Here is a 26,958-nt window from a genome sequence, read left to right as displayed (position 1 = left end):
CGGGTAACCGAGTGAACGGGTAAACGCGTGACCGAGCAACGGAACCCCACCCTCCCCCTACTCCCCCAGCCCCGACTCCCGCACCGTGATGTTGAGCCGCCCGACCAGGCCCAGTGCCGGATCGGCCGTCCCCGGCAGCGTCCGCACCACCCCGTGGTACGCGAACCGGGCCGGGCCGCCGAACACCAGCAGGTCCCCGCTGCGCAGTTCCAGGTCGGTCCACGGCCGGGTCCTGGTCTCGGTGTTCCCCAGCCGGAACACGCAGCCGTCGCCCAGCGAGAGCGAGACCACCGGCGCGTCCGCCCGCTCGTCGCGGTCCTGGTGGAGGCCCATCTTCGCGCCGTGGGCGTAGTGGTTGACGATCGCGATGTCCGGCTCGTACGACGCCGCGCCCGCGACCTCCCCCAGCGCGGCCCCGTACGCCTCGGCGACGGCCCTGCGCGCCAGGTCACGGAGCAGCGGCGGGAACGGTTTGACGGGCGCGCCGTCCTCGGCGACCCGCCGGTACCCGTACGGGTACCAGTGCAGGCCGAGGCTCACCATCCGGACGGACATCAAGCCGCCGGTGGGCATCCGCACGGTGTGCAGGCCGGCCGGCGGACGGGCCCACTCCCGGCACGCGGCGACCAGGCGGCGCTGCGCGTCGAGGTCCAGCCAGCCGGGGAGCAGGACGGCGCCGGGGGCCGGCTCGGAGCGCTCGCGCGCGCCCGCGGACCCGCCCGGATCGCTGAACAGCTCGCCCTGGATCACCCCACCATCCTCCCGCACCGCGGCTACCCCGGCCCAGCCCCGGCGCCGGCCGCGGGGGCGCCCCCGAGCAGCCCCAACTCCCGGGCGCAGGACGGCCAGGCCTCCCACCCCTGACGGCGGACGATCTCCTCGCCGACGGTCGTCTGCTCGCGTCGGCTCGCGTGGTCCGGCCGGTCGGCGAAGCGCGGACCACCGGCCTCAGCCCAGGTGGACGGCCGGATCTGCAGGCCGCCGTAGAAGCCGTTGCCGGTGTCCGCCCGCCAGTCGCCGCCGCTCTCGCAGTCGGCGAGCTCGTCCCACACCAGGTCGGCGACCCGGACGGCCGCCCGGGCCCGTACCCCGCCCGACGGGACGGCCAGCAGCACCGCCACGGCGGTGCCCGCGCTCACCACGAACCGGCCGAGACCTGAGCGTTCATCACATGAATGTGGCATGGCAGCCGACCCTAGGCGCACCGCCCGCCCCTCGCCCACGCACTCGGCCGAACGCCACGAACGTGGTAGAGCTCGAAAACGCCGCAAGCCCCGCAAGCACCGTGAATGACGTCAACGATGCGAAACACCGCACAACGCCCCACAGAGCCGCGTAACCCGCGTAACCCACGCAACGCCGACGGCCGCTCCCCCGACCGGCGGGAGGAACCCGCGCGGCGGAGAAGCGGCCGTGGAAGCCGAGCACATCACCACGTCAGCACATCGCCGCCCGAGCGGGCAGCACCGCAGGGCGGCGCCGACGTACCGCCGGAGCCCGCGCAGCCGATACCGGCTACGCACCGGGCCCCAGGCGCACGGGCGGACCTCAGATGCTGAGGGTCTGGCCCGGGAAGATCAGGTCCGGGTTGCCACCGATGACCTTGGCGTTGTTCTGGTACAGGTCGTGCCAGTCCAGGCCCTGCGCGGCGGCGATGGAGCTCAGGGTGTCACCGGCCTTGACGGTGTAGCCGCCCTTGGCGGCCGGCTTGGCGTCGTTCGAGCGGTTCCAGGACTTCGCGCCCTGGTCGGCCTTCGGCGCGGACTTCTGGGCGTCGGCCTTGGGGGCGGCCTTCGGCGCGACGGCGTCGTTCTTCGGCGCGGTCTGGGCCTTGGGGGCGGCCTTCGGGGCCTCGGCCGGCTTGGCGGCGGCCTTCGGGGTCTGCGCCGGCTTGGCGGCGGTGGAGCCCGCCGAGGTGTCGACGGCGGCCGGGGCGCCGCCCTTGGTCAGGCCGGCCTTGACGGAGCAGACGGGCCAGGCGCCCGGGCCCTGCGAGGCGAGGACCTTCTCGGCGACGGCGATCTGCTGCGCCTTGGTGGCCAGGTTGGCCTGCGGGGCGTAGGCGGTGCCACCGAAGGCGGCCCAGGTGCTGGAGGTGAACTGCAGACCGCCGTAGAAACCGTTGCCGGTGTTGATGGCCCAGTTGCCGCCGCTCTCGCACTGGGCGACGGCGTCCCAGGTGGCGACGGAGGCGGCGGAGGCCGAGGTGGCCGTGACGAGGCCGGCCACCGGCAGGGCCGCGACAGCGGCGCCCGCCACGACGGCCATCCGAACGCGGTTGCGCTTGGTGGCGGTGGAGGTGGTGGCAGCGGCGGTCTCGTTACGGAAGGTCATGAGGTTCCTCTCGACAGCCCCGGGGCGGGCATGCGGAACCAGACCCCGCGAGGGGCCGCGTTCGCTTGCCGCGTCCGTCGGACGGCCGTGCACGTATCGGACGTGCCGCTGCCGCCCCGGTCACCCAGCCGCTCGCCGACGACCTGTTCGAGCGATCGTGTCGGCGGGCACCTGCCGCGCCCGGCGGACCGGGGGGCCGTGCGTCGGGGGTGAACCCGGGTGGCGCTCGTTGCGCCGACCAAGAAGCTACGAGCCGGTCGACGGAGAAGCCAAAACTTCAACGGTCCGCCCAGCTCAGCCAAGGGTTACCGGCGGTAACGATCAGGGATTCATGCCCGAAATGTCGGTTTTGGCCATTGTTTCCTAGATCAAACATCCGGATTCCGTGATTCACCTCACCGTTTGTTTCCGGCAGTCCCGGCACCCACATCGACAGATTGCGACCACGACAACACGCCACGCGGTCGGATCCGGGGCAATTCCCGTCAGCCTCGACGGGCACCCGTGACGCCCGACACAAGGGCCCGTTGGGCATGGCGACCTCCCCGTGTCCGCCCGCGAACCGCCATCCACACCCATCCGAGGAGACCCTGTGCCGCGCATGCTCGACGTCAGCGACGAGGTCCGGTCCGAGATCGGCGACGACGAGGCCGACCGCCTGCTAGGCGGCGACCGCGCTCCCGACAGCTACGAGTGCACCTCCTGCCGGACCCCCGGCGACACGCACGTGGAGCCCACCAGCACCGTGCTGTTCGTCGGCGAGGAGACCGCCGTCCTCGCCTTCGCGCACGCCCGCTGCATCCCCTCCCAGGTCGTGCCGGTCGCCGAGGAGCAGCTGGTCGGCGCCGTCCGCAGCATCAGCCAGTCCCAGCCGGGCGGCGGCCCGGACCTCGCCGGCCCCGGCGTTCCCGGCACCCCCGGCGTTCCCGGCCCCGGCGTTCCTGGTGCCCCCGGTTTCCCCGGTGCCCACGCCGTCGCGCCGAGCGCCCCCGCGCCGGCCCCGGCCGCACCCGTCGGCCCCGCCCCGACCCAGCCGAACGCCCCCGGTCAGGCCGCCATTCTCGGCATCACCTGCGGACTGGTGCTGCACGGCAAGGTCGGGCACGCCTCGCTGGTGGTCGAGCCGACCGGGCCCGTCGGCCGCCCCGGCAGCACCTCGGGCGAGGACGAGTTCCTCGACCTGCTCCAGGACGCCGGCTTCCAGCCCGTCACGGACCTGGACGAGACCCCGGACCAGCTGCCCGGCTGGTCGGTCCTGGTCGCCATGGGCAAGCTGCACGCGATTCTCCAGCCCGCCGCGGCCGGTGGCAGCACCGGCTGGTGGCAGGCGCACCAGCCGCTCCAGGTCACCGACGCCTGGCGGATGGCCGCGAGCCAGCTGTCCGAGGTGACGATGTACGCCGTCCCGGCCGGCATGGTCGGCCGCCAGCCCCGCGAGGACCTGCTGCGCCAGGCGCTGGAGCGGGCGGTGGCGCTGGGCCAGGTGGTCGCCGCCTCCCTCCCGCTCGCCGGCACCTGATCCGCCCTCGCGTCCCCGCGCCCCGCATCCCCCGCCTCCGCGCCCTGACCCGCCGGAAGGCGGCCACCCACCCCCGTGGCCGCCTTCCGGCGAACGCCTGCCGCCCCCGCGGCCCGAGCCGACCTGACCCGCACCCCGCCCCGCCCCGCCCCGGCGTGCCCGCTCTCCCACCCGGCGTGCCCGCTCTCCACCCGGCGCGGCCACCCGCTCCGCACTCCGGCGTGTGGAAGCGCCCCCGCTCCCACCCCCGCATCCCCCGCCCCTCTCACTCGTTGGCCCCTACGTGTACAGCTACGACGTCTCCGCGTCCCCCGGCCGGTCCGCCACCGCCTCGCGCTCGATCCCGGGCATGCGCCCGTCGTACGACGCCGAGCACCCGCACTCCGCCACGCCGATCTACGACGAGCTGTACTCCGAGTACCGGCGCCTCTTCCGTGCCCTGCCCGGCGACCGCTCGGGCGAGGAGGACCTGAAGTTCACCGGCTTCGCGGTCCGCGACCGCTACCCGGCGGTCGGCGAGCAGCGCCCGTACCCGCCCCAGCAGCAGGCCTTCCACACCCTCGCGGGGCAGGCGCCGGGCCTCCCCCAGTTCATGCCGAGCCACCAGCACCACGGCTCCGGCCCCACCGGCGGCCAATCCCACGGCCACGCCACCGCCCAACCGCACGGCCAGGCCACGGCCCAACCGCACGGCCAGGCCACGGCCCAACACCACGGTCACGCCGCCGCCCACCCGCACGACCACGCCACCGCCCAACCGCACGGCCAGGCCACGGCCCAACACCACGGTCACGCCGCCGCCCAACAACACGGCCACGGCGGCGGCCACCCCGGTGCTCACGCCAACAACCACTCCCACTCCCACACCGGCGGTCCCGCCACCGGCCACCACCACGGCCACGGCCATTCCGTCGGCCACCCCGAGCCCGCCACCTCCACCGCCCCCACCGGCGACGCCCCCGGCCGCGCCGCCGCGATCCCCGCCCAGGACCAACCCGCCGTCCCCACGGCCCAGTTCACCAACGGACAGGGCTGGGTCGCGGCCGGCTACCTGGGCGCGGCCCCACACCCGGTGCCGGTCCCCGCGCCGGTGCCCCCGGCGCCGCCCGCGCCCGCCCCGGTGACGGGTACGGTCACCGGCCTCGTCCCCACCCGGCCCTCCGGCGGCCGCCACCGCCAGATGCTCTCCCTGCCCCCGGGCCCCGCCGTCGACCTCCACTGACGCCCGGCCCACGCCCCGCACACGTATCCCGGCACCGCTCCACTGCGCCCACCGAACCCGGCCCGCACCACCCCCAAGAACACCGGAGGGCCCCGCCACCACCGTGGCGAGGCCCTCCGGCCGTCGGGCGGTCAGCGGACCGACCGTTCCCTCTCCCCCACTACTTCCGCTTGCGCTTCTCCCGGACCCGCACCGAGATCGAGATCGGCGTCCCCACGAACCCGAACTCCTCCCGCAGCCGGCGCTCGATGAAGCGCCGGTAGCCGGCCTCCAGGAAGCCCGAGGCGAACAGCACGAAGCGCGGCGGACGGATGCCCGCCTGGGTGCCGAACAGGATGCGCGGCTGCTTGCCGCCGCGGATCGGGTGCGGGTGGGCGGCGACCAGCTCGCCGAGGAAGGCGTTCAGGCGCGCGGTCGGGATGCGGGTCTCCCAGCCCTCCAGCGCGGTCTCGATCGCCGGGACGAGCTTCTCCATGTGCCGGCCGGTCTTGGCCGACACGTTGACCCGCGGGGCCCACTGCACCTGGACGAGGTCGCGCTCGATCTCGCGCTCCAGGTAGTAGCGGCGCTCCTCGTCGAGCTGGTCCCACTTGTTGTAGGCGACGACGACGGCGCGCCCGGCCTCGACGGCCATCGAGATGATCCGGGTGTCCTGCTCGGCGAGGGTCTCGCTGGCGTCGATCAGGACGACCGCGACCTCGGCCTTCTCCAGCGCGGAGGCGGTGCGCAGCGAGGCGTAGAAGTCGGCGCCGGCGGTCAGGTGGACCCGGCGGCGGATGCCGGCGGTGTCCACGAACTTCCAGGTCTTGCCGCCGAGCTCGATCATCTCGTCGACCGGGTCGCGGGTGGTGCCGGCCAGCTCGTTGACGACGACGCGCTCCTCGCCGGCGACCTTGTTCAGCAGGCTGGACTTGCCGACGTTGGGGCGGCCGATCAGCGCGATGCGGCGCGGGCCGCCGGGGGCGGCGTCGCCGAAGGTCTGCGGCGGGGCCTCGGGCAGCGCGTCCATGACGGCGTCCAGCAGGTCACCCGAGCCGCGGCCGTGCAGGGCGGAGACCGGGAACGGCTCGCCGAGGCCGAGCGACCACAGGTAGGCGGCCTCGGCCTCGGTGGAGGGGCCGTCGACCTTGTTGGCGCACAGGACGGTCGGCTTGCCCGCCCGGCGGATGATCTTGATCAGGGCCTCGTCGGTGTCGGTGGCGCCGACGGTGGCGTCCACCACGAACAGCACCGCGTCGGCCTGCTCGATGCCCAGCTCGGCCTGGGCGGCCACCATGGCGTCGATGCCGAGGACGTCGATCTCCCAGCCGCCGGTGTCGACCACCTTGAAGCGGCGGCCGTTCCAGCTGGCCTCGTAGGTGACCCGGTCGCGGGTGACGCCCGGCTTGTCCTCGACGACGGCCTCGCGGCGGCCGATGATGCGGTTCACCAGGGTGGACTTGCCGACGTTGGGCCGGCCGACCACGGCCAGCACCGGCAGTCGGACGTGCTCGGCGCCGTCCCCGGCGTCGAAGCCGTCGAGGTCGAAGCCCTCCTCGGCGGCGAGCGCCATGAACTCGGCGTAGTCGGCGGCGTCCAGCTCACCGTGGCCGGTGGCGGCGTGCTCTGCGGTCATGTTCGTCTGTTCCGTTTCCCGGCCCGGCCCTTCCCAGGGGCGTGCCGTGCGTACCTGCCCCGCTCGGGGCAGCGCGATGGTTGTCTCCGCGGCACCTCGACGGCCCGCGGTTCACTCGTCGGCCGGCCCGAAGGGGTTCGGACCGGCCCTGGTCGGACCGACGGCGGCCGGTCAGACCGCGGACAGTCCGGCCCGCTCCTCCACCAGCCCGGCGATCCGGTCGATCACCTGCTCCAGGGTGAGGTCGCTGGTGTCCACCAGGACCGCGTCCGCGGCCTGGGTCAGCGGGGCCGTCTTCCGGGAGGAGTCGGCGGCGTCCCGGCGGGCGAGGTCGGCGGCCATCGCGGTGATGGTCGCCTCGTCCACGCCCTTGGCGCGCAGCTCGGCGGCCCGGCGCGTGGCCCGGGCCTCCTCGGAGGCGGTCAGGAAGACCTTGACGGTGGCGTCCGGGAACACCACGCTCCCCATGTCCCGGCCCTCGGCGACGATGCCGCGCTCGGCGACCTCGGCGCAGCCGCGCTGGAGCTCCACCAGCCGGGACCGTACGGCCGGCACCGCGGACACGGCGCTGACCTTGGCGGTCACCTCGGGGCCCCGGATCGGGCCGGACACGTCCTGGCCGTCCACCGTGATGGTGGGGCCGTCGGCGTCGGTGCCCGAGACGATCACCGGCTTGCCGCACGCGACGGCCACCGCCTCCGCGTCCTCGACGTCGACCTCGTTGGCCAGCATCCACCAGGTCATCGCCCGGTACATGGCGCCGGTGTCCAGGAAGCTCAGGCCCAGCCGGGCCGCGACCGCCCGGGAGACGGTCGACTTGCCGGAGCCGGAGGGTCCGTCGATGGCGACGACGACCGGGGCGTGCGCTCGGTCGGCAGTGTCCACGGGGCGAACCTCTCTCTGAGCATGGGAGCCGGGGCCTGGGCGGGCGGGCGGCCGGGGATTGTCTCCCTCAAGGTTAATGGACCGCCGCCGGGACGGACTCCGCGGCCGTCCGGGCCGATCAACCGACCCAGACTAGTCGACCCTGAGCAACCGCCCCGACCACCCGACGCCGCCGATCACCCAGGCCCGACGGCCCGGCATCCCCGGCCCCCGGCCCCGCCCCAGCCCCCACCCGGAGCCGAGACTCAGTCCCGGACGCTCCAGCCACTCGCCCGCAGCGCCTTGGTCAGCCGCTTCACCGCCGTCGGCGCCACCGACAACTGGACGAAGCCGACCTGCTGCCCGGTCGAGTGCTCGATGGCGACGTCCTCGATGTTGACCCCGGCGTCGCCGACCTCGCCGAACAGCCGGCCCAGCTCGCCCGGCTGGTCGCCGAGCACGACCGCCACGGTCTCGTACCGGGTGGGCGGCGCGCCGTGCTTGCCGGGGATGCGGGCCTGGCCGGTGTTGCCGCGCCGCATCACCGCCTCGATCCCGGCCGCGCCCGCCTGGCGCTCGCCCTCCTCGGCGGCCTCCAAGGCGCGCAGCGCGGTGACCGTCTCACCGAGGTCGCGGGCGACGCCCTCCAGGACGTCGGCGACCGCGCCCGCGTTGGCGGAGAGGATGTCGACCCACATGCCGGGGTTGGAGGCGGCGATCCTGGTGACGTCGCGCACGCCCTGGCCGGAGAGCCTTATGGCGGTCTCGTCGGCGTTCTCCAGCCGGGCCGCGACCAGCGAGGAGACCAGCTGCGGGGCGTGCGAGACCAGGGCGACCGCCCGGTCGTGCTCGGCGGCGTCCATCACGATCGGCACCGCGCCGCAGAGCGCGACCAGCTCCAGCGCGGCGTTGAGCGTCTCGGTGTCGGTGTCGGCGGTCGGGGTGAGCACCCAGGGGCGGCCCTCGAAGATGTCGGCGCGGGCGGCCAGCGGGCCGGAGCGCTCACGGCCTGCCATCGGGTGACTACCGATGTAGTGGACGGTGTCGCAGCCGAGCTCGGCGACCTCGCTACCCGGGCCGGCCTTCACGCTGGCGACGTCGGTGTACCAGTGCGCCAGGTTGCGGCGCTGGCAGTCGGCCAGCACCTTGCCGACCAGCGCGGGCGGCACGGCGATGATCGCCAGGTCCACCGGGCCGTCGGCCGGGTCGGTGATGCCCGCGCCGAGCGACTCGGCGGTGCGGGCCGCGTCCGGGTCGGCGTCCTCCAGATGGACCGTCAGCCCGCGGGCGGTGAGCGCGAGCGCGGCGGAGGTGCCGATCAGTCCGGTGCCGACGACGACGGCAGTGCGCATGGCGGGTCGCTCTCCTCATCACGATTCTCGAAGGTGCCGGGACCGTCCGGGAGCACCCGCGGCCCATCCTCCCTCATCCACCCCGCCGAAGTCCCCACCCTCCACCCGGCAACCGGTACGGCGGTCCCGGCAGCTTCCGGCGCCGGCAACCGCCACCGACCCGCCCCCGTCCCACACAGTGCACACGCCGCACCCGGAAATCCTGCGACGCCCGCGCCGAAGCCGGGCAGACTGGCCGCCCGGAGAAGGCGGGCGACACCACGAGCAGCACCGCGAACAGCAGCACGGACACCACAGGCACCACCACGAGCGCCACGCGGCGGGCGCCACGCGAACGAAGGGGTTGCGCATGGACGATCAGCACAGCGGCCGGAGCGGGCAGTCGAAACCGCCGGCCGTACCGGCCCACCCGTCGGTCCTGCACTCCGTCGTGGTGTACGCCGAGGGTGCGGTGTGCCGCCGACGCGCCACCGTCCCGGTCCCACCCGGCGGACGGCTGCGGCTGACCGGCCTGCCCGCCGCCCTGGACGGCCGCTCGCTGCGCGCCCGGGTGCTCTCCGGACCGGCCGGCGCCGCTGTCACCGAGGCCCGCCTGGAGCTGCTCGCCGAACTCCGCGAGGAGGACGAACTCCCTGAGCTGCAGCAGGCGTTGGACGAGGCCAACGAGCACCGCAGCGCGCTCGCCGAGCGCCGGCGGCTGGTCCTGGCCGCGATCGCCGAGACCGCCGCGCTGCGCGCCGTACCGCCGCAGCGCCGCCGCGACGAGCCGCTGCGCCGCACACCCGCCGACGCCTGGCTGGAGCTCGCCGACTTCGTCGACGAGCGGCTGGCCCGGCTCCAGGAACGCGCCGAGGAGCTCACCCGGGAGCTCGAACTCGCCGACCACGAGCGCGACCTGGCCGCCGACCGGCTGGAGCGGGCGTCCACCGCCGACCGGGCCGAGCCGGTCGGGACCAGCACCACCGTCCTGCTCACTCTGACCACCCCGGGCACCGCGGGCACTCAGCCGACCTCCGCCCCAGCACTCGAACTGGAACTGGAGCTGGAGCTGGAGTACGGCGTCCCCGCCGCCCGCTGGGTGCCCGCCTACCGGCTGTCCTACCGGACCGGCGCCGACACCGCCCACCTGGTGCTGCGCGCCGCCGTCGCCCAGCGCACCGGCGAGGACTGGACGGGCGTGCGCCTCGCCCTGTCCACCGCCGACCTCGACCGCCGCACCGACCTGCCCCGGCTCGCCTCGCTGCGGATCGGCCGCAGCCAGCCCGCCCCGCCGCCCTCCGGCTGGCGCGAGCCCCCGGCCGGCCTGAACGACCTCTTCACCGGCTACGACGCGGCCGGCGCCGACCGCCCCGAGCCCGCCACCCGCCGTCCCGTCCCCGGCGGCGCCGCCCGCTCCGCCCGGCTGGGCGGCGCCCGCCCGGGCGGCCCCCGGGCCGAGGCCTTCGCCGCCGACGAGCCGATCGCCCCCGTCGCGTACGGCGGCGGCCTGCTGAACGCCGACCAGCCGATGCCCGCGCCCCCAGGCGCACCAGGCGGCTTCGCCGGCTACGGCGGCCCGGCCGGGGCGCCGGCCCCGGCCGCCGCCCCGGTGGCACCGCTGCCGCAGGCCCCGGGCGGCCTCCCGCCCGCGGAGGCCCGCCGCCGCGTCGGCCACGCCGCCCCGCCCCCGCCGCCGCCCGGCGTCGTCCCGGACGCCACCCTGCTCGACTACCCCGACCTCGTCCTGGCCGGCCCCGAGGAGCCCGCCGCCCGCCGCGGCACCCTCCACCCCCGCCCCGAACGGATCGGGCAGACCTGGCCCCTGCCCGCCGGCGGCACCGCACAGCTCCGCACCCTCATCCTGCCCCGGCACGCCGTCCCGCCCCGCGAGTCCGCCGGCTCCTTCGACCACCGCTTCGACGCCGCCGCCCCCGCCGACATCCCGTCCGACGGCACCTGGCACACCGTCACCGTCGGCGAGATCCCGCTCGCCGTCCGCCCCGAGTACGTCACCGTCCCCGCCGTCGAGGAGAAGGTGTACGCGACCCTGGTGCTGGCCAACCGCACCGACCGGGCCGTCCTGGCCGGCCCGGTGGAGGTCACCGTGGACGACGAGTTCCTGCTCACCGCCGCCCTGCCCACCCTGGCGCCCGGCGCCACCCGGCGGCTGGGCATCGGCGTCGCCGAGAGCATCGAGGTGGCGCGCCGCACCGAGGTGCACGAGTCCGCCACCGGCATGCTGAAGGGCAACAGCACCGTCCTCGACCACCGGGTGCACGTCCAGCTGGCCAACCGGCTCGCACGCGCCGTCACCGTGGAGGTCCGCGAGCGGGTGCCGGTCACCTCCGACGCCGAGATCCGGATCGAGGAGCGGGCCGACTGGCACGCCCCGACCGTCCCCACGCCGGACTGCCCGCCCAGCACCCGGCTCTGGCGGGTCGACCTGCCCCCGGGCGGACGCGCCGAGCTGGACGGCGGCTACCTGATCAAGATCCCGGCCGGAAAGGCCATCGTCGGCGGAAACCGGAGGAACTGAGCGATGACCGTCGAGACCCTTCCCCTCCCCGTCACCGCCGTGACCTGCCTGGAGGACCGCAGCCAGGTCGAGCGCGGCACGACGGTCGGGCTCGCCGCGGGCGTGCAGCGGCTGCGCCTCGGCCCGCTCACCGCCCTCGCCGTCGACCGCACCCTGCGCGCCGAGTCCGCCACCGACGGCGTCCGCGTACTGGACGCCCGGCTGGTGCGCGACTGGGCCCCGCGCGCCCCGCTGCCGCCCGGCCCGGAGGACTCCGAGCTGCGCCACCGGCTGCACCGGCTGGACGCCGAGACCCGGCTGGCCGACCAGACCCGGGCCCGGCTGGAGGCCCGGCTGGCCCTGCTCGCCCAGCTCTCCGCCGACCTGCTGCGCGAGATCGGCGAGGGCGCCGGCCTCGGCGAGCTCGAACCCAACCGCTGGGCGCGGGAGCTCGGCCGGGTGGACGCCGAGCGCGAGCGCCACGGCGAGGAGCTGCGCGCCACCCACTCCCGGCTGCGCCGCCTGGAGCAGCAGCGCTCGCAGGCCCTGATCGCGCTGGACCAGGCCGAGGAGGACCCGGCCGAGCTGACCGCCCACCTGGAGCTCACCGTCGAGGCGGCGCGCCCCGGCCCGGCCGAGCTGACCGTCTCCCACCTGGTGCCCTGTGCGCTGTGGCGCCCCTCCTACCGGGCGACCCTGGACGGCGGCGAGCTGCGCCTGGAGTCGGAGGCGGTGGTCTGGCAGCGCACCGGCGAGGACTGGACGAACGCCCGGCTCACCTTCTCCACCGCCCGCTCCGCCCTCGCCACCGCCCCGCCCGCGGTCGCCGAGGACGTCCTGGTGCTGCGCGAGCGCACCGACGAGGAGCGCCGCACGGTCGAGGTCGAGCTGCGTGAGGAGGCGGTCGCCACCCTGGGCCCGTCCTCCGCGGTGCCGGGCGTGGACGACGGCGGCGAGGTCCGGGTGCTGCGCGCCCCCGCCCCAACGACCGTGCCCTCCGACGGCCGCGCGCACCGGGTGCCGCTGGGGGCCTTCACCGCCGCGGCGGCCGGCGAGTACGCCTGCGCCCCTGAGCTGTCCCCGCTGGTCACCCAGGTGGTCCGGTTCCGCAACGCGGCCGGGCACCCGCTGCTGTCCGGCCCGGTCGAGCTGGTCCGCGGCAGCGGCTTCACCGGCCGCGGCGAACTGCGCTTCACCGCCGCCGGCGCCGACGCCGAACTGTCCTTCGGCAGCTCGGACGACTACCGGGTGGTCCGGGAGGTCGAGGAGCGCCAGGCCACCGCCGGCCTCACCGGCCGCCAGACCACCACCCGGACGGTCCGGCTGCACCTGTCCCGCTTCTCCGGCCCGGAGGAGCACGACGAGCGGATCGTGACCGTGCGCGAACGGGTGCCGGTCTCCGAGGTGTCCGCGGTCGAGGTGCGGCTGCGCAAGGAGGAGTGCTCGCCGACGCCGGATTCCTTCGACACCGAGGGCATCGTCCGCTGGGACGTCCCGCTCGCCCCCGGCGCCCGGCGCACCCTCACCCTGGTGTACGAGGTGTCCGCCTCCGCCAAGGTGGCCGGGCTCTGACCGCGGGGGCCGGCCGACGACGGACGCCGCCGGAGGCGGGCCGGCGGCGGACACCCCCGTGCCGATGACGGCCGCTCAGGTCCAAACCGGAGACAACGGGTAGAAAAGGAAGCATGATCCTCCATCTCGCCCCCCTGGACGACTGGCTCGCCGACCCGGGCCGCCCGTACGCCACCGCCTCGCTGCTCACCGACGGGTTCATCCACTGCTCGGCGGACGAGCCGACGGCGCTGGCGGTGGCCAACGCCTTCTTCGCCGACGCTCCCGACCCGCTGATGGTGCTGCTGATCGAGGAGTCGCTGGTGGAGCCGATGGTGAAGTGGGAGGCCCCGAACGGCGCCCCGCCGCCCGGGGCCACCCCCGGCGTGCTGTTCCCGCACATCTACGGGCGGCTGAACCGCACCGCCGTGGTCGGCCTGGAGAAGGTCGAGCGCGGGCCGGACGGCCGCTGGGCCTCGCTCAGCCCCTGGAGCTGACGGCGCGGGCGGGGCCGGGCGAGGTCACCTCCCCGGGCCCGCCCTGCCGGTCCTCCCCGGGCCCGCCCTGCCGGTCCTCCCGGGCCCACCCTGCCGGTCCTCCCCGGGCCCGCCCCGCCGATCGTCCCCGCGTCCGCACCGGCCCGTCGGCCCGCCGGCCGACCGGGTCCTACAGCCATCCCCGTTCCCGGGCCGCCATCCCGGCCTGGAAGCGGGTGGTGGCGCCCAGCGAGCGCATCAGGCTCTGGAGCCGGCGCTGGGTGGTCCGGGCACTCCAGCCGAGCGAGCGGGCGATCGACTCGTCGGTGAGCCCGGCCGCCAGCAGGCCCAGCAGCTTGCGGTGGTCGGCCTCCGGCTCCGCCCCGGCGTCCTCGGCGCCGACCGCCGCCTGCAGGCGGACGGCCCGCTCCCACTCCGCCTCGAACAGCGTGTCCAGCGCCTGGAGCAGCGCGGAGGGGTGGATCACGTACGCGGCGTCCAGCACGCTGTCGCCGACGCTGATCGGGATGATCGCCATCCGGTCGTCCGAGATGATCATCTTCATCGGCAGTGTCGGCCGGACCCTCGCCTCCTCGCCGTCCGCGACGCCGACCAGGATGTTCTTCTCCAGCCGCCCCGGCCAGGCCACCGCCTCCCGGTCGTAGACCGTCCGGAACTTCACGCCCTCGCGCAGCCGCCGCCGCTGCAGGGTCAGCGGCGCCACCGGGTCCTGGATGTACGGCGGGCGGTCGAAGCCGCGCACCTGGTACTGGCTGGTCTCGGTGATGTGCTCCAGCCGCTGGGCGATCGCCTCGCCGCCGGTCAGCACCTCCACCGAGTGCGCCGGGTCGGTGTACCGCGAGGCCTCCCGGAAGGCGTCCATCAGCCGGTGCATCTCGGCCCGGGCGTAGCGCAGTTCCGACTCCCGGTGGCCGATCAGGGTGCCGATCGCGACGTCCGGGGGCACCGGCAGGTAGCGGTGCCGGTCCACCGGAGCCCGGGTGGCCATGCCCTGCTGCGCCAACCTGTCCAATGCGCGCACGCTCTGCTGGAACGTCAGCCCGCAGCTCTCCGCCAGCTCCTCGGCCGTGGACTGCGGGTTGGCCACCAGCGCCGCGTAGACCTGCCCGTCCGGCTCCGCCAGTCCCAGCGCGCCGAGGGCCTGTCCGCCGACCCGCCCCAGTGCTGCATCGGACACGACGCCCTCTCCCCCTGCTCGCCCGTTATCCGGTGGCCGGTTTCCCTCGGCCCGCACCACCCCGGCCGGCACGCCCCGTGCTGGCGCAGTCCCGCCACGCGGCGGGTGGTGCTCCGGTGGCCATCCTCGGCCACGGATCATGACGCTGACAAGGCCGTGACCAGCGGTTGCGTCCCGGCTCACACGACCTGTCCGGAACGTGGACATCCGTGTGCGGACGTTCACACCGCCCGCGAACGGCCTCCCGGGAACGGCCTCCTCCCGGGAACGCCGGAGCCCCCGGCCGCGAAAGGTGCGGCCGGGGGCTCCGGCGGAGCGTACGGGCCCGGGGCCCGTCGACGGCAGGCCTAGAGACCGACCTCGCGCATCAGCTGGCCGACCTCCGGGTTGGTCAGGCGGCGCAGCCAGCCCGACTTCTGGTCGCCCAGGGCGATCGGGCCGAAGTGGGTGCGCACCAGCTTCTCGACCGGGAAGCCGACCTCGGCCAGCATCCGGCGGACGATGTGCTTGCGGCCCTCGTGCAGGGTCACCTCGACGAGGTAATTCTTGCCGACGTTGGAGATGACCTTGAAGCTGTCGGCGCGGGCGTAACCGTCCTCCAGCTCGATGCCCTGGGCCAGCCGCTTGCCCAGGTCGCGCGGGATCGGGCCCTGGATCGCGGCCAGGTAGGTCTTGGTCACGCCGTACCGCGGGTGGGTGAGGCGGTGGGCCAGCTCGCCGTGGTTGGTGAGCAGGATGATGCCCTCGGTCTCGGTGTCCAGGCGGCCGACGTGGAACAGCCGGGTCTCCCGGTTGGTCACGTAGTCGCCCAGGCACTGGCGGCCGTCCGGGTCCTCCATGGTGGAGACCACGCCGGCCGGCTTGTTCAGCGCGAAGAACAGGTAGGACTGGGTGGCGACGGTCAGGCCGTCCACCTTGATCTCGTCGTTCTGCGGGTCGACCCGCTTGCCCTGCTCGGTGACGCGCTTGCCGTTGACCTCGACCCGGCCCTGCTCGATCAGCTCCTCGCAGGCGCGGCGGCTGCCGATGCCGGCCCGGGCCAGCACCTTCTGGAGGCGCTCGCCCTCGGGCTCGCCGAAGGTCTTGGGCAGCTTGACGGCCGGCTTGTCGTGCCGGGCGAGGACGGCGTCCTCGATCTTGGCCTGGAGCTCGCGGGAGCGCTGCGGCTGGCGGCGCGGGTCGCCCGGGGCGCCCTGGCCCTCGCGGCGCGGGCGCGGGGCCGGGCCGGGGCGCCGGCCGGCGAAGCCGCCGCGGGCCGGGGTGGCGTTGGGGCCGCCGCCGTACTCGGGGCGGTCGTACCGGCGCTCCTCGGGCCGCAGCGGGCGGTCCGGGTAGCGGCGGTCGTCGCGCCGGTCGTCCCGGCGGCCCTCGCGCCGGTCGTCACGACCGTACGAGCCGCCGCGCGAGCCCGCGCCCGAACCCGAGCCGCCGCGGCCACCGCCGCTGCTGCCGCCGTACGAACCTCCGCGCGAGCCCGAGCCGCCGCGACCGCCGCCGCTGCCGCCGCCGTAGGAGCCGCCGCCCCGGCCCCCGCCCTGTCCGCCGCGACCGCTCCCGCCGCCGCTGCTGTTCCTGCCGTTGCCACTGCTACGCATCAAAGTGTCCGTACGTCGTTCCGTCTGGGATGTGCGGTCGTTTCGGCCGACCTCACCGCCCCCTACCGATCGGGCCCGGCCCGACCGGCCTCGCCACTGCCGTCCGCGGCCTGCGCGGCAGCGGCGGCGACCGCCTCCGCGATCATCGTGCCCTCCAGGGACTCCGCTTCCACGTCGTCGACCTCGGGCAGGAAGGGAGCGAGCTCCGGCAGCTCGTCCAGGCCGCGGAGCCCCATCCGTTCCAGGAAGTAGTTCGTCGTCCGATACAGGATCGCACCTGTTTCGGGCTCGGATCCGGCCTCTTCCACCAGTCCTCGCTGTACCAGGGTACGCATCACGCCGTCACAGTTCACACCACGGACGGCGGAAACCCGCGATCTGGACACCGGCTGCCGGTACGCGACCACCGCCAGGGTCTCCAGCGCGGCCTGGGTGAGCCGGGCCTGCCGGCCGTCCAGGAGGAAGCGGTCGACGGCCGCGGAACGGCTCTCCCGGCTGTAGAACCGCCAGCCGCCGGCGACCAGCCGCAGGTCGAAGCCGCGGCCCTGGGCGGTGTACTCGGCGGACAGTTCGCGCAGCGCGGCCGCCACCTCGGCCCGGGGCCGCTCCAGCGCCTCGGCCAGCCGCTCCTCCGCCACCGGCTCGTCGACGACCATCAGGACGGCCTCCAGGTCGGCCCGCAGCCCGCCGTCGGCGGCCCCCTCGGCTGCGGAGGCGCCGGGGACACCGGGGACACCGGAGGCACCCGAGGCACCAGAGGCACCAGAGGCACCGGAAGTCGACGGGGCCGACTTCTGGTGCACGACACGCGCCTCCGCCGCCGGGTCGTCCGCCACCGGCTCCACCGCCTCCACGGCCTCCACCGGGTCCGGCAGCAGCTCGAAGGCCGGCTCCAGCCACTCCTCGTCCCGCGGCCGCCCCGGCAGCCCCAGCGGCCGCCGCACCGGCCGTCCGCCCTCGTTCCCGCCGCTCATCGCCGTCCGTCCTCCCCGACCCCGCCCGCCGGCCGGTCGAACTCGTCCGTCACCTCGACCGCCGCCCGGCCCTCCTCGGCCACCCAGCGCACCAGCAGCTCGCCGAGCGCCTCCGGCTGCTCGAAGGCGAGCACCCGCTCCCGGTACAGCTCCAGCAGCGCCAGGAAGCGGGCGACCACCACCAGGTCGTCCGGCGCGTCCTCGACCAGCCGCTGGAACGAGGCCTCGCCCAGCTCGGTGAGCAGCCCCACCACCAGCCCCGCCTGCTCGCGCACGCTCACCGGCGGGGTGTGGATGTGGTCCACGTAGACGACCGGCGCGGGTCGGGGCGCCATCGCCCTGGCCGCCAGCTCGGCGAGCCGCCGCGGCCCAACGGTGATGACCACCTCGGGCAGCAGCTCCGCGTGCCGGGGCTCCAGGGCGGCGGTCCGGGGCCGGCGCAGCAGCTCGGCCGCCCAGCGCTCGCCGAACAGCGCCGCCGCCCGCTTGTACGCCCGGTACTGGAGCAGTCGGGCGAACAGCAGGTCACGGGCCTCCAGCAGCGCCAGGTCCGCCTCGTCCTCGACCTCGGCCACGGGCAGCAGCCGGGCGGCCTTGAGGTCGAGCAGGGTGGCGGCCACCACCAGGAACTCGGTCGTCGCGTCCAGGTCCCAGTCCGGGCCCATCGCCCGGATGTACGCCATGAACTCGTCCGTCACGGTGGCCAGCGCCACCTCGGTGACGTCCAGCCTGTGCTTGGCGATCAGGCTGAGCAGCAGGTCGAACGGGCCCTCGAAGTTGTCCAGCCGTACCCGGAAGCCGCCCCGCGACTCGTCCTCGGTCGCGCTCGCGGCGGTGGCGGCTGGTTCGGCGGTCCTGGGCATGACGGTCCATCTTCGCCCGTCCTCGTCCCTGCCTCGGCTCCGGGGCCACCCGACACGCCGCTCCACCGGGCCCGGAACCGGTGCCCACCGGCTCCAACGAGCCCGTACGGGGCCCTCAGGCGCGCCCGTCCCGTCGATCCGGCCCCACCGGACCGGCCACGGTGTCCCGCTTGCCTCAGACGGCCCCCCAGGCCCAGGAGCGCCCTACGGCGGCCGTCCCGAGGCTCTCGGCCCCCCGCGGCCCCACCCGGGGCCCTGCGGCGTCCTGCCGCCCGACCGGCGGCCTCCCCACGCCGGGCCAGCGGCCCCCCTCGACGCCCGGCGGAACCGCCGGCCGCCCTCCGCGCCGCTTACCGGCCGCGCAGCCGCCGGACCAGGATCGAGGCCTCGCCCCGCTGCTCCAGGTCCGCCAGGACGACCGCGATGGCCTCCCGGACGATCCGCCCGCGGTCCACGGCCAGGCCGTGCTCGCCGCGCAGCACCAGCCGGGCGTGCTCCAGGTCCATGAGCTCCTCGGCGGACACGTACACCGTGATCTTCTCGTCGTGCCGCTCGCGCCCGCTGGGCCGGCGCGGCGCGCGGCCGCGCGGCCGGGCGCGCCCGGCGGCACCGGGCTGCTCCTCGACGGCGCCCTGGTGCGTCCGGGGCGCCGGGGCCGAGCCGGCACCGCGGCCGCCCGAGACGGTCTTCCCGGCCGCGGCGACGCCTGCGACGGGTGCGGGCCCGGCGGCCGTGCCGGCCCGCTGGACGGGCGGCTGCGCGGGCGCCGGCACCGTGGCGGCCGCCTGCTGCTCCGGCGTCACCTGCCGGTCGTCCTGGGCGCCCTGGGCCGCCGAGGCGGCCTCGGCGCCGTCCGGTTGGCCGTTGACGGTCCGCGCGGTCTCCGGTCTGGCTGCCTCGGCGGCCGGACGCGGCGCGAGGGAGGGCGACAGCGCCATCCCCCCCGTGGTCCGGAACAGCTCGTCGGCACCCGGGAGACTCACTCGGCGGGGCGGCACCGGTCGAGCACCTCCCTGGCGAGCTGGCGGTAAGCGGCGGCACCGACCGAGTTGGTCGCGTACGTCGTGATGGGCTCGCCGGCGACGGTGGTCTCCGGGAAGCGCACGGTCCGCCCGATGACGGTGTGGAAGACGTGCTCGCCGAACGCCTCGACGACGCGCGCCAGCACCTCGCGGCTGTGCACGGTGCGCGAGTCGTACATGGTGGCCAGGATGCCGTCCAGGCGCAGGTCCGGGTTGAGCCGTTCGCACACCTTCTCGATGGTCTCGGTCAGCAGCGCGACACCGCGCAGCGCGAAGAACTCGCACTCCAGCGGGACGATCACGCTGTGAGCGGCCGTCAGCGCGTTGACCGTCAGCAGGCCCAGCGAGGGCTGGCAGTCGATGATGACGTAGTCGTAGTCGGGCAGCAGCGGCTTCAGGGCGCGCGCCAGCGCGGACTCCCGGGCCACCTCGCTGACCAGCTGCACCTCGGCGGCGGAGAGGTCGATGTTGGAGGGCAGCAGGTCCATCCCCGGGACCGCCGTCTTGAGCAGCACCTCATCGGCCGTCAGGCCCCGCTCCATGAGCAGGTTGTAGACGGTGACGTCGAGCTCCATCGGGTTGACGCCGAGGCCGACCGAGAGCGCGCCCTGCGGGTCGAAGTCGACGAGCAGCACCCGGCGGCCGTACTCGGCCAGCGCCGCGCCCAGGTTGATGGTCGACGTGGTCTTGCCGACGCCGCCCTTCTGGTTGCACATGGCGATGATCTGGGCGGGGCCGTGCTCGGCCACCGGCGCGGGGATCGGGAAGTACGGCAGCGGGCGGCCGGTCGGGCCGACCCGCTCGCGGCGCTGGCGCGCGGCGTCGGGGGCCAGCGTGGCGGCGTACTCCGGGTCCGGCTCGTACTCGGCGTCCGGGTCGTCGTAGGCGCCGTAGGCGAACTCGCCGTAGGCCAGGCCGTAGGCCGCCAAGTCGGCGTCGTGATCGGTCACCGTGGTCACCTGTGCTGTGTTCTGGCGTGCTTCGAAGGTACGGAGTGCGACCGAGCCGACCTCGGCCGAGCCCACGGAGGGCTGCCGGGCCCCGGGCTCCTCACTCGGCTGGCCGGCGGTGAGTTCCGCCAGTCCTGGCTGACCACCCCCGGGAGCAATTGTCGACTCATTCACAAGTCGTCTTACCTCCTTGGGCATCCAGGACTCTATGTCGATTCGTCAGCGTGGCAGCATGCCGACGGTTTGCGACTCTAGGCCGTTCAAGGCGTTCGCAGCAACACAATCCACGGTAGTGGGCAGGATGTGTCGACTATCGAGCGGGCTGCTGTCAAGGGATGAGAGGGTCACCGGCCCCAACGTTTCTGCGGGCGGGTGACATGACCGACGGATATTGACGACAGAGCGACCTCCCCGGTCGACCCGCTGATCACGGGCACGGCGAAGCCCCCGGCCCGAAGTGATCGGGTCGGGGGCGAACGACCGCCGGGCGGTCAGGTGGTTCAGGCGAGCACGCTCTCCAGGGAGACCGACTCCAGGCCGAAGGCCTCGGCCACGGCCGGGAAGGTGATCTGGCCCTCGTGCACGTTCAGGCCCTTGGCGAGCGCGGCGTCGCGGCGCAGCGCCTCCTTCCACCCGCGGTTGGCCAGCTCCAGCACGTACGGCAGGGTGGCGTTGGTCAGCGCGTAGGTGGAGGTGTTCGGGACGGCGCCCGGCATGTTGGCCACGCAGTAGAAGACCGAGTCGTGGACCTTGAAGGTCGGCTCGTCGTGCGTGGTGGCGTGCGAGTCCTCGAAGCAGCCGCCCTGGTCGATCGCGATGTCGACCAGCACGGAGCCCGGCTTCATGCGGGAGACCAGCTCGTTGGTGACCAGCTTCGGGGCCTTGGCGCCCGGGATCAGCACCGCGCCGATGACCAGGTCGGCGTCGAGGACGGCCTTCTCCAGCTCGAACGAGTTGGACATGATGGCCTTGATCTTCGTGCCGAAGATGCGGTCGGCCTCGCGCAGCTTGTTGATGTCGCGGTCGAGCAGGGTCACGTCGTAGCCCATGCCGATGGCGATGGTGGCCGCGTGCCAGCCGGAGACGCCACCGCCGATGACGACGGCCTTGGCCGGGTGGGTGCCGGGCACGCCGCCGGGCAGGGTGCCGCGGCCGCCGGCCGGACGCATCAGGTGGCACGAGCCGACCTGCGGGGCCAGCCGGCCCGCGACCTCGGACATCGGGGCGAGCAGCGGCAGCGCGCCGTTCGACAGCTGCACGGTCTCGTACGCGATGGCGGTGGTGCCCGAGGCGATCAGCGCGTCGGTGCCGGCCCGGTCGGCCGCCAGGTGCAGGTACGTGAAGACGGTCTGGCCCTTGCGCAGCCGGTGGTACTCCGAGGCGATGGGCTCCTTGACCTTCAGCAGCAGGTCGGCGGTGGCCCACACCTCGTCGGCGGTGGGGAGGATGGTGGCGCCGGCGGCCACGTACTCCTCGTTCGGGATCGAGGAGCCGAGACCGGCGTTGTCCTCGATGTAGACCTCGTGTCCGTTGCGGACCAGCTCATGCACGCCGGCGGGCGTGATGGCCACGCGGTACTCGTGGTTCTTGACCTCGCGGGGGATGCCGACCTTCACGACTGAACACGTCCTCTTGCCATGGGGGTCCCGACCGGAGAAGACCGGTGGGCGACGCGCACGTGGGGAAGCCTCCGGGCAGCCCGGGGCGGGGATCGCTGCGCGACTGAGTCCGAGTGTAATGAAGCCCAGTCGGCGTGTCAGCCTTCCAAAGTGAATAATTTTCCCGCACACATTGGCAGGTTCGTAGGCTTCCCCTGCGACTTACCCGCCAAAGACGTCCTAACCGGGCATCTTCGACAATACCTCCGAAACGCCCGTCACCACCCGGCGTCGACGCGTTCCCGCAGGTCCGCGAGGGCCGTTGCGACGGCCTCCCGGCCCCGCTCGTCGCCCAGCCGCCGCAGTACCGCGAGCGCGGCCCGGTACTCCCGGTCGGCCTCGTCGAAGCGGCGCTGCGCGGTGTGCGCCTCGGCCACCCGGGCGAGCAGCCGGGCCTCGGCCGCGTGGTCCCCGAGCGCCTGCCGCAGACCGAGCGCCCGCCCGTACCAGTCGGCGGCCCGCACCGCGTCGCCGAGCGCCCGGTGGCAGTTGGCGGCGCTCTCCAGGGCCCGGGCGCAGAGCGGTTCGTCGTCCGCCTTCCGGGCGTGCTCCAGGGCGGCCCGGTAGTGGGCGGCGGCCGGCTCCCAGCGGCCCGCCGAGGCCTGGAGGTCGCCCAGGTTGAGCAGCGCGGCCGAGGCCCGGCGGGGCCGGGCGCCGCGTTCGGCGACGGTCAGCACCAGCTCGTGCAGCCGGTAGAGGTCGGCGGGGGCGGCGGCGCCGGTCAGCGGCAGCGTCCGCAGCAGCGCGGTGACCAGCCGCCCGGCCGAGCCGTCCAGGTCGCCCTGGCCGATCGCGTCGGCCACCGCGCCGAGCAGCAGCTCCCGCTCGCCGAGCAGCCACTCCCGGGCGTGCGCCGCCGAGCGCAGCCGCAGCGGGGCGGGCAGCGGCTCCGGACCGGGAGCGGCCGCCGGGTCCAACAGTGCCCGGGCCGACTCGGTGAGCCGGACCAGCCGCTCCAGCAGCCGGGCCCGGGCGAGTTCGGTCTCGGCGGGCCGGTCCTCCTGCTCGCGCAGCCGGACCAGCCGGGGGTAGAGCCGCCCGGGCACCCGGTAGCGCGGGGTCCCGTCGGCGGCCGGCGCCTCCTCGCCGAGCAGCTCCCGCTCGGCCAGCGCGGCCAGCGTCGCGGCCGCGTCCGGCACCGGGCAGCCCACCAGGGCGGAGGCGGTGCGCGGGTCCGCGGTCTGCGACGGGGCCAGGGTGAGGGTGCGCAGCATCCGCGCGTGGGCGGCCGGCAGCCCACGGTACAACAGGGTGAACGCGCCGAGCAGCGGGTCGTTGTCGGGGACGGGCACCGGCTCGGCCGGCTCGGGGCCGGGCTTCACCCAGGCCGCCGGGTCGCCGGCCGACCCGGTCACCGCGGCGGCGGCCGCCTTGGCGGGCCCGGCCGGAGGGGTACCCGGGGGCTTCGCCGCCCGTTCCCCCTCCTTCTCCTTCTTGTTCTTGTTCGGCGCCCCGGCCCGCTCCCTCCCCCTGTCCTTCTCCTTCTCCTTCACCGCGGCGGCCTCCTTCACCGCGGCGGCCGGATCCGCCGAGGCCCTGGCGGCTCCCGTCTCCTCCCCCACCACCCGGTTGAGCTCGCGCGCCGCGTCGGTGACCGCGGTCTTCGGGTTCCCGCGCAGCCATCCCGCCATCAGCCGCAGCGCGGCCGGCCGGGCGGCACAGGCCTCGGCCAGGTCGGCCCCGCCGACCGGGTCGCAGGAGATCCGGGTGCCGCCGACCAGGTCGGCCAGCAGCTCGCCGGAGGCCTGCCGGTCCAGCCCGCCGAGGATCACCGGGTCGATGTCCTCGATCCCGGTGAGCGGCCCGGCCGTGGTGGCGAGCACGAGGCAGCCGGGCTCGTCGGCCAGCAGCGGCCACACCTGCCCGGCGTCCCGGACGTCGTCCAGCACGAGCAGCACCCGCAGCCCGGCGAGCGCCTCGCGCAGCGCCACGCAGCCGGGCTCGTCCCGCCCGTCCTCGCCGGCGCCGGGCAGCGGCACGGCGGTCCGCGGGTCGAGCTGCTCCAGCAGCAGCCGGGCGGCCCGGGCGGGCGGCACCCGGCCGCCGTCCGGGGCGGACAGCCGGACGAACAGCACGCCGTCCGGGAAGTCCGCGGCGACGGTACGGGCGAAGCGGGCGGCCAGCGCGGTCCGTCCGGAGCCGGGGCGCCCGGCCAGCACCAGTACCGGGCAGCGCCCGCTCGCCGGGCGGGCGGCGGCCGCCCGCAGCGCGGCCAGTTCGGCGCGCCGCCCCACGAACAGCGCGGGCCCGGCCGGCAGCCGCTCCAGGCCCGGGACGGCCCCGGCGGGCGCGCCGGGGCCGGGGTCCATCGTCGCCGTCTTCCTCGCCACCCGTGCCACTCCCGACGTCATCCCGCGCTCGGCATCCGACGCTCGGCTTCCGGTGCCCGGCCCCCGAGCTCAGCGGGGGCGGCCCGGTACGGGCGCCCTGTCTGCGAAGCGTAGTTCGACCGTCCGGCTCAGCCGAGGTGACATCCGGTCGTACGAATCGGCAAATCACCCCAACGACTCAACGCCCGCCGCGACGCGCCGGGCGATGCCGGGGCGGCAGGGGGCGACGCGCGGGCCGCGGGCGCGGCTCAGGCCTCGAAGGGACGGGCCGGCCAGGGCGAGTCCGCCGGGCGCAGCGCGTCCAGCCCGTCCGGGCCGGTGAGCGCGGCGTGCACGGCGAGGGCGCCGGTGACCAGGGTCGGGTTGTGCAGCTTCCCGGCCTGGATCAGCCGGATCAGCTCCGGCACCGGCACCCAGGCGACCTCGATCTCCTGCTCCTCGCCCTCGGCCGCGTAGCGGTCGCCGTCGGCCGGCGCCAGGTCGGTGGCGACGAACATCCGCAGCGCCTCGTCGGTGCCGCCCGGGGAGGTGTAGTAGTCGGCGAGGATCCGCCAGGTGCCGGCCTTGCAGTGCGCCTCCTCGTACAGCTCGCGCTGCGCGGCGCGCCACGGGTTCTCGCCGGGCACGTCGAGCAGGCCGGCCGGCAGCTCCCACAGCCGCTGGCGCACCGGGTGGCGGTACTGGCGCAGCACCAGCACCCGCTGCTCGTCGTCCAGGGCGAGCACCGAGACCGAGCCGGGGTGGGTCTGGTAGTCGCGGCGGGCCCAGCTGCCGTCGGGCATCCGGACCTCCTCGCTGCGCACGCCGGTGACCTTGCCCTGGAACGGCGTCCGGCTCGCCCGGACCTCCCACTCCTCGGCCACGTCGGCGATCACCTGGCGGCTCTGCTCGTCCATCGCTCTCCCCTTTTCGTCAGTACGACACAATCTAACGCCGGACGGCGGCCCCGCGGGAATCGCGGGGCCGCCGTCCGGTGAACGACCGCTGTCTACGGCGGCCGGGGACTACTCGGAGTCCGCCGTCATGATCTCGATGGCCGCCTTGACCAGGCCCGCGAACAGCGGGTGCGGGCGGGTCGGACGGGACTTCAGCTCCGGGTGGGCCTGGGTGGCCACCAGGTAGGGGTGCACCTCGCGCGGGTACTCGACGTACTCGACCAGGTCGCCCTTGGGCGAGAGGCCGGAGAACACCAGGCCGGTCTTCTCCAGGTCCGCGCGGTAGGCGTTGTTGACCTCGTAGCGGTGGCGGTGGCGCTCGTCGACGTACTGCTCACCGCCGTAGACCTCGCGGACGATCGAGCCCTCGGCGAGCTTGGCCGGGTACAGGCCCAGGCGCATGGTGCCGCCCAGGTCGCCCTTGCCGTCGACGATGGCCAGCTGCTCGGCCATGGTCGAGATGACCGGGTGCTTGGCGGCGGCGTCGAACTCGGTGGAGTTGGCCTCCGGCAGGCCGGCCAGGTTGCGGGCCGCCTCGATGACCACGCACTGCAGGCCCAGGCACAGGCCCAGCAGCGGGACCTTGTTCTCGCGGGCGTAGGTGATGGCGCCGACCTTGCCGTTGACGCCGCGGTCGCCGAAGCCGCCGGGGATGCAGATCGCGTCCACGTCGCCGAGCTGCTCGCGGGCGCCCTCGGGCGTCTCGCAGTCGTCCGAGGTGACCCACTTGATCTCGACCCGGGCGTTGTTGGCGAAGCCGCCGGCGCGCAGCGCCTCGGTCACCGACAGGTAGGCGTCCGGCAGGTCGATGTACTTGCCGACCAGGGCGACCTTGACGATGTGCTGCGGCTCGTGGACGCGGCGCAGCAGGTCGTCCCAGGTGGTCCAGTCCACGTCGCGGAACGGCAGGTCCAGGCGGCGCACCACGTAGGCGTCCAGGCCCTCGCCGTGCAGCACCTTGGGGATGTCGTAGATCGACTTGGCGTCGATGGCCGCGACCACGGCCTCCTCGTCCACGTCGCACATCAGCGAGATCTTGCGCTTGATCGCCTGCGGGACCTCGCGGTCGGCGCGCAGCACGATGGCGTCGGGCTGGATGCCGATGTTGCGCAGCGCGGCCACGGAGTGCTGGGTCGGCTTGGTCTTCAGCTCGCCCGAGGGGCCGATGTACGGCAGCAGGGAGACGTGCACGAAGAACACGTTGTCCCGGCCGACCTCGTGGCGGACCTGGCGGACGGCCTCCAGGAACGGCAGCGACTCGATGTCGCCGACGGTGCCGCCGACCTCGGTGATCACCACGTCGACGTCCTCGGTCGCCATCCGGCGGATCCGGGACTTGATCTCGTTGGTGATGTGCGGGATGACCTGGACGGTGTCGCCCAGGTACTCGCCGCGGCGCTCCTTGGCGATGACGGTCGAGTACACCTGGCCGGTGGTGACGTTCGCCGAGCCGTGCAGGTTGGTGTCCAGGAACCGCTCGTAGTGGCCGATGTCCAGGTCGGTCTCGGCGCCGTCGTCGGTGACGAACACCTCGCCGTGCTGGAACGGGTTCATGGTGCCCGGGTCCACGTTGAGGTACGGGTCGAGCTTCTGCATCGTCACGCGCAGGCCGCGGGCCTTGAGCAGCGCGCCCAGGCTGGAGGCGGTCAGCCCCTTTCCGAGCGAAGAGGCGACACCCCCGGTGACGAAGAGGTGCTTGGTCGTCACGGCGCGGCCGTTCGCTGCCTTGCCGGAATGGGGCTGTGCCAAGAGGGGGCTCCCGTGGGTCGCGTGTCGAAGGAGACGTGGGCGGGAGCTCGGGGTTCGCCGGGCGACGGGAGGCCGGCTCGGTGCGCGGCGCTCGTTGGGTCGTCGGTTCGGCTGGTCCGGGGCGTTTGATCCCGCCGGTCCACGGGATACCAGGGTATCAGTGCGTCGACCCGGTCGCCGTTCGGGCCACGCGCGCCGCGCCGGGAGCGCGCGCGGGGCGCACCACCGGCGCATCACGCGCCGCAGGTGTCACACCG

The 26,958-nt window shown here is 74.9% G+C and carries 21 protein-coding genes; 5 read left to right on the top strand and 16 right to left on the bottom strand.

Features of this window, described 5'->3' with window-relative positions; genetic code table 11:
• Positions 1 to 57: 57 nt before the first annotated feature.
• The 3 genes from ACIQI7_RS37320 to ACIQI7_RS37310 all read right to left on the bottom strand — a co-directional run bounded on the left by ACIQI7_RS37320 (position 58) and on the right by ACIQI7_RS37310 (position 2,334).
• Positions 58 to 747 carry an alpha-ketoglutarate-dependent dioxygenase AlkB family protein gene (locus ACIQI7_RS37320; protein ID WP_401118871.1) on the bottom strand — a complete coding sequence of 230 codons (690 nt, stop codon included), beginning with the start codon at positions 745 to 747 and terminating at the stop codon, positions 58 to 60.
• 26 nt (positions 748 to 773) lie between these two features.
• The gene (locus ACIQI7_RS37315) at positions 774 to 1,184 is read right to left on the bottom strand and encodes a transglycosylase family protein (protein ID WP_401118843.1); all 411 of its coding nucleotides are present in this window, start codon (positions 1,182 to 1,184) and stop codon (positions 774 to 776) included.
• 364 nt (positions 1,185 to 1,548) lie between these two features.
• Complete coding sequence (locus tag ACIQI7_RS37310) at positions 1,549 to 2,334, bottom strand: transglycosylase family protein (RefSeq protein WP_401118840.1); 786 nt, start codon at positions 2,332 to 2,334, stop codon at positions 1,549 to 1,551.
• Between the two features lie 601 nt (positions 2,335 to 2,935).
• On the opposite strand from ACIQI7_RS37310, the gene ACIQI7_RS37305 reads away from it, so the two are divergent.
• Positions 2,936 to 3,853 (top strand): hypothetical protein, encoded by a 918-nt coding sequence (locus ACIQI7_RS37305; RefSeq protein WP_401118838.1) that lies wholly within the window; start codon positions 2,936 to 2,938, stop codon positions 3,851 to 3,853.
• A 283-nt stretch (positions 3,854 to 4,136) separates the two neighbouring features.
• The gene (locus tag ACIQI7_RS37300) at positions 4,137 to 5,075 is read left to right on the top strand and encodes a hypothetical protein (RefSeq protein WP_401118836.1); all 939 of its coding nucleotides are present in this window, start codon (positions 4,137 to 4,139) and stop codon (positions 5,073 to 5,075) included.
• Between the two features lie 160 nt (positions 5,076 to 5,235).
• On the opposite strand, the gene der is transcribed toward ACIQI7_RS37300, so the two are convergent.
• The 3 genes from der to ACIQI7_RS37285 form a co-directional block, all read right to left on the bottom strand.
• Positions 5,236 to 6,690: a ribosome biogenesis GTPase Der gene (gene der, locus ACIQI7_RS37295; protein WP_401118834.1), complete on the bottom strand. Its 1,455-nt coding sequence runs from the start codon at positions 6,688 to 6,690 to the stop codon at positions 5,236 to 5,238.
• Positions 6,691 to 6,861: 171 nt separating this feature from the next.
• Positions 6,862 to 7,575, bottom strand: coding sequence for a (d)CMP kinase (cmk, locus tag ACIQI7_RS37290; RefSeq protein WP_401118832.1), 714 nt, complete (start codon positions 7,573 to 7,575; stop codon positions 6,862 to 6,864).
• A 245-nt stretch (positions 7,576 to 7,820) separates the two neighbouring features.
• Entirely contained in the window at positions 7,821 to 8,906 is a 1,086-nt protein-coding gene (locus ACIQI7_RS37285) for a prephenate dehydrogenase (RefSeq protein ID WP_401118830.1), read from the bottom strand.
• A 349-nt stretch (positions 8,907 to 9,255) separates the two neighbouring features.
• Here ACIQI7_RS37285 and ACIQI7_RS37280 point away from each other — a divergent pair, with 349 nt between their 5' ends.
• The 3 genes from ACIQI7_RS37280 (at position 9,256) to ACIQI7_RS37270 (ending at position 13,448) form a co-directional block, all read left to right on the top strand.
• On the top strand, positions 9,256 to 11,421 hold the full coding sequence (locus tag ACIQI7_RS37280; RefSeq protein WP_401118827.1) for a DUF4139 domain-containing protein: 2,166 nt from the start codon (positions 9,256 to 9,258) through the stop codon (positions 11,419 to 11,421).
• Between the two features lie 3 nt (positions 11,422 to 11,424).
• On the top strand, positions 11,425 to 12,972 hold the full coding sequence (locus tag ACIQI7_RS37275) for a mucoidy inhibitor MuiA family protein (protein WP_401118825.1): 1,548 nt from the start codon (positions 11,425 to 11,427) through the stop codon (positions 12,970 to 12,972).
• 113 nt (positions 12,973 to 13,085) lie between these two features.
• Positions 13,086 to 13,448, top strand: coding sequence for a DUF952 domain-containing protein (locus ACIQI7_RS37270; RefSeq protein ID WP_401118823.1), 363 nt, complete (start codon positions 13,086 to 13,088; stop codon positions 13,446 to 13,448).
• Positions 13,449 to 13,617: 169 nt separating this feature from the next.
• On the opposite strand, the gene ACIQI7_RS37265 is transcribed toward ACIQI7_RS37270, so the two are convergent.
• The 10 genes from ACIQI7_RS37265 to ACIQI7_RS37220 form a co-directional block, all read right to left on the bottom strand.
• Complete coding sequence (locus ACIQI7_RS37265; RefSeq protein ID WP_387758856.1) at positions 13,618 to 14,625, bottom strand: helix-turn-helix domain-containing protein; 1,008 nt, start codon at positions 14,623 to 14,625, stop codon at positions 13,618 to 13,620.
• A gap of 347 nt (positions 14,626 to 14,972) precedes the next feature.
• Positions 14,973 to 16,220, bottom strand: coding sequence for a pseudouridine synthase (locus ACIQI7_RS37260; RefSeq protein WP_401118819.1), 1,248 nt, complete (start codon positions 16,218 to 16,220; stop codon positions 14,973 to 14,975).
• 62 nt (positions 16,221 to 16,282) lie between these two features.
• Positions 16,283 to 16,876: an SMC-Scp complex subunit ScpB gene (locus ACIQI7_RS37255; RefSeq protein WP_401118868.1), complete on the bottom strand. Its 594-nt coding sequence runs from the start codon at positions 16,874 to 16,876 to the stop codon at positions 16,283 to 16,285.
• A 314-nt stretch (positions 16,877 to 17,190) separates the two neighbouring features.
• Positions 17,191 to 18,057 (bottom strand): segregation and condensation protein A, encoded by an 867-nt coding sequence (locus tag ACIQI7_RS37250; RefSeq protein WP_401118817.1) that lies wholly within the window; start codon positions 18,055 to 18,057, stop codon positions 17,191 to 17,193.
• A 350-nt stretch (positions 18,058 to 18,407) separates the two neighbouring features.
• Positions 18,408 to 18,995 carry a hypothetical protein gene (locus ACIQI7_RS37245; protein WP_401118814.1) on the bottom strand — a complete coding sequence of 196 codons (588 nt, stop codon included), beginning with the start codon at positions 18,993 to 18,995 and terminating at the stop codon, positions 18,408 to 18,410.
• A gap of 41 nt (positions 18,996 to 19,036) precedes the next feature.
• On the bottom strand, positions 19,037 to 20,104 hold the full coding sequence (locus ACIQI7_RS37240) for a ParA family protein (RefSeq protein WP_369808367.1): 1,068 nt from the start codon (positions 20,102 to 20,104) through the stop codon (positions 19,037 to 19,039).
• A gap of 425 nt (positions 20,105 to 20,529) precedes the next feature.
• The gene (gene ald, locus ACIQI7_RS37235; RefSeq protein ID WP_401118812.1) at positions 20,530 to 21,645 is read right to left on the bottom strand and encodes an alanine dehydrogenase; all 1,116 of its coding nucleotides are present in this window, start codon (positions 21,643 to 21,645) and stop codon (positions 20,530 to 20,532) included.
• Between the two features lie 260 nt (positions 21,646 to 21,905).
• Positions 21,906 to 24,017, bottom strand: coding sequence for a tetratricopeptide repeat protein (locus ACIQI7_RS37230; RefSeq protein ID WP_401118810.1), 2,112 nt, complete (start codon positions 24,015 to 24,017; stop codon positions 21,906 to 21,908).
• Between the two features lie 248 nt (positions 24,018 to 24,265).
• Positions 24,266 to 24,913 (bottom strand): NUDIX domain-containing protein, encoded by a 648-nt coding sequence (locus tag ACIQI7_RS37225; RefSeq protein WP_401118808.1) that lies wholly within the window; start codon positions 24,911 to 24,913, stop codon positions 24,266 to 24,268.
• A 108-nt stretch (positions 24,914 to 25,021) separates the two neighbouring features.
• On the bottom strand, positions 25,022 to 26,659 hold the full coding sequence (locus tag ACIQI7_RS37220) for a CTP synthase (protein ID WP_401118806.1): 1,638 nt from the start codon (positions 26,657 to 26,659) through the stop codon (positions 25,022 to 25,024).
• Between the last annotated feature and the right edge of the window lie 299 nt (positions 26,660 to 26,958).

Source organism: Kitasatospora sp. NPDC092039 (genome assembly GCF_044756065.1).
Taxonomy (GTDB): Bacteria; Actinomycetota; Actinomycetes; order Streptomycetales; family Streptomycetaceae; genus Kitasatospora.
The sequence above is the reverse complement of the archived record's forward strand: the minus strand, read 5'-3'. Positions and strand labels throughout refer to the sequence as shown.

Coding starts and splice junctions, on each gene's coding strand:
- ACIQI7_RS37315 (WP_401118843.1), bottom strand. CDS start 1,184: ATGCCACATTCATGTGATGAACGCTCAGGTCTCGGCCGGTTCGTGGTG.
- ACIQI7_RS37310 (WP_401118840.1), bottom strand. CDS start 2,334: ATGACCTTCCGTAACGAGACCGCCGCTGCCACCACCTCCACCGCCACC.
- ACIQI7_RS37305 (WP_401118838.1), top strand. CDS start 2,936: ATGCTCGACGTCAGCGACGAGGTCCGGTCCGAGATCGGCGACGACGAG.
- der (WP_401118834.1), bottom strand. CDS start 6,690: ATGACCGCAGAGCACGCCGCCACCGGCCACGGTGAGCTGGACGCCGCC.
- ACIQI7_RS37285 (WP_401118830.1), bottom strand. CDS start 8,906: ATGCGCACTGCCGTCGTCGTCGGCACCGGACTGATCGGCACCTCCGCC.
- ACIQI7_RS37280 (WP_401118827.1), top strand. CDS start 9,256: ATGGACGATCAGCACAGCGGCCGGAGCGGGCAGTCGAAACCGCCGGCC.
- ACIQI7_RS37275 (WP_401118825.1), top strand. CDS start 11,425: ATGACCGTCGAGACCCTTCCCCTCCCCGTCACCGCCGTGACCTGCCTG.
- ACIQI7_RS37270 (WP_401118823.1), top strand. CDS start 13,086: ATGATCCTCCATCTCGCCCCCCTGGACGACTGGCTCGCCGACCCGGGC.
- ACIQI7_RS37260 (WP_401118819.1), bottom strand. CDS start 16,220: ATGCGTAGCAGTGGCAACGGCAGGAACAGCAGCGGCGGCGGGAGCGGT.
- ACIQI7_RS37255 (WP_401118868.1), bottom strand. CDS start 16,876: ATGGTCGTCGACGAGCCGGTGGCGGAGGAGCGGCTGGCCGAGGCGCTG.
- ACIQI7_RS37250 (WP_401118817.1), bottom strand. CDS start 18,057: ATGCCCAGGACCGCCGAACCAGCCGCCACCGCCGCGAGCGCGACCGAG.
- ACIQI7_RS37245 (WP_401118814.1), bottom strand. CDS start 18,995: ATGGCGCTGTCGCCCTCCCTCGCGCCGCGTCCGGCCGCCGAGGCAGCC.
- ACIQI7_RS37225 (WP_401118808.1), bottom strand. CDS start 24,913: ATGGACGAGCAGAGCCGCCAGGTGATCGCCGACGTGGCCGAGGAGTGG.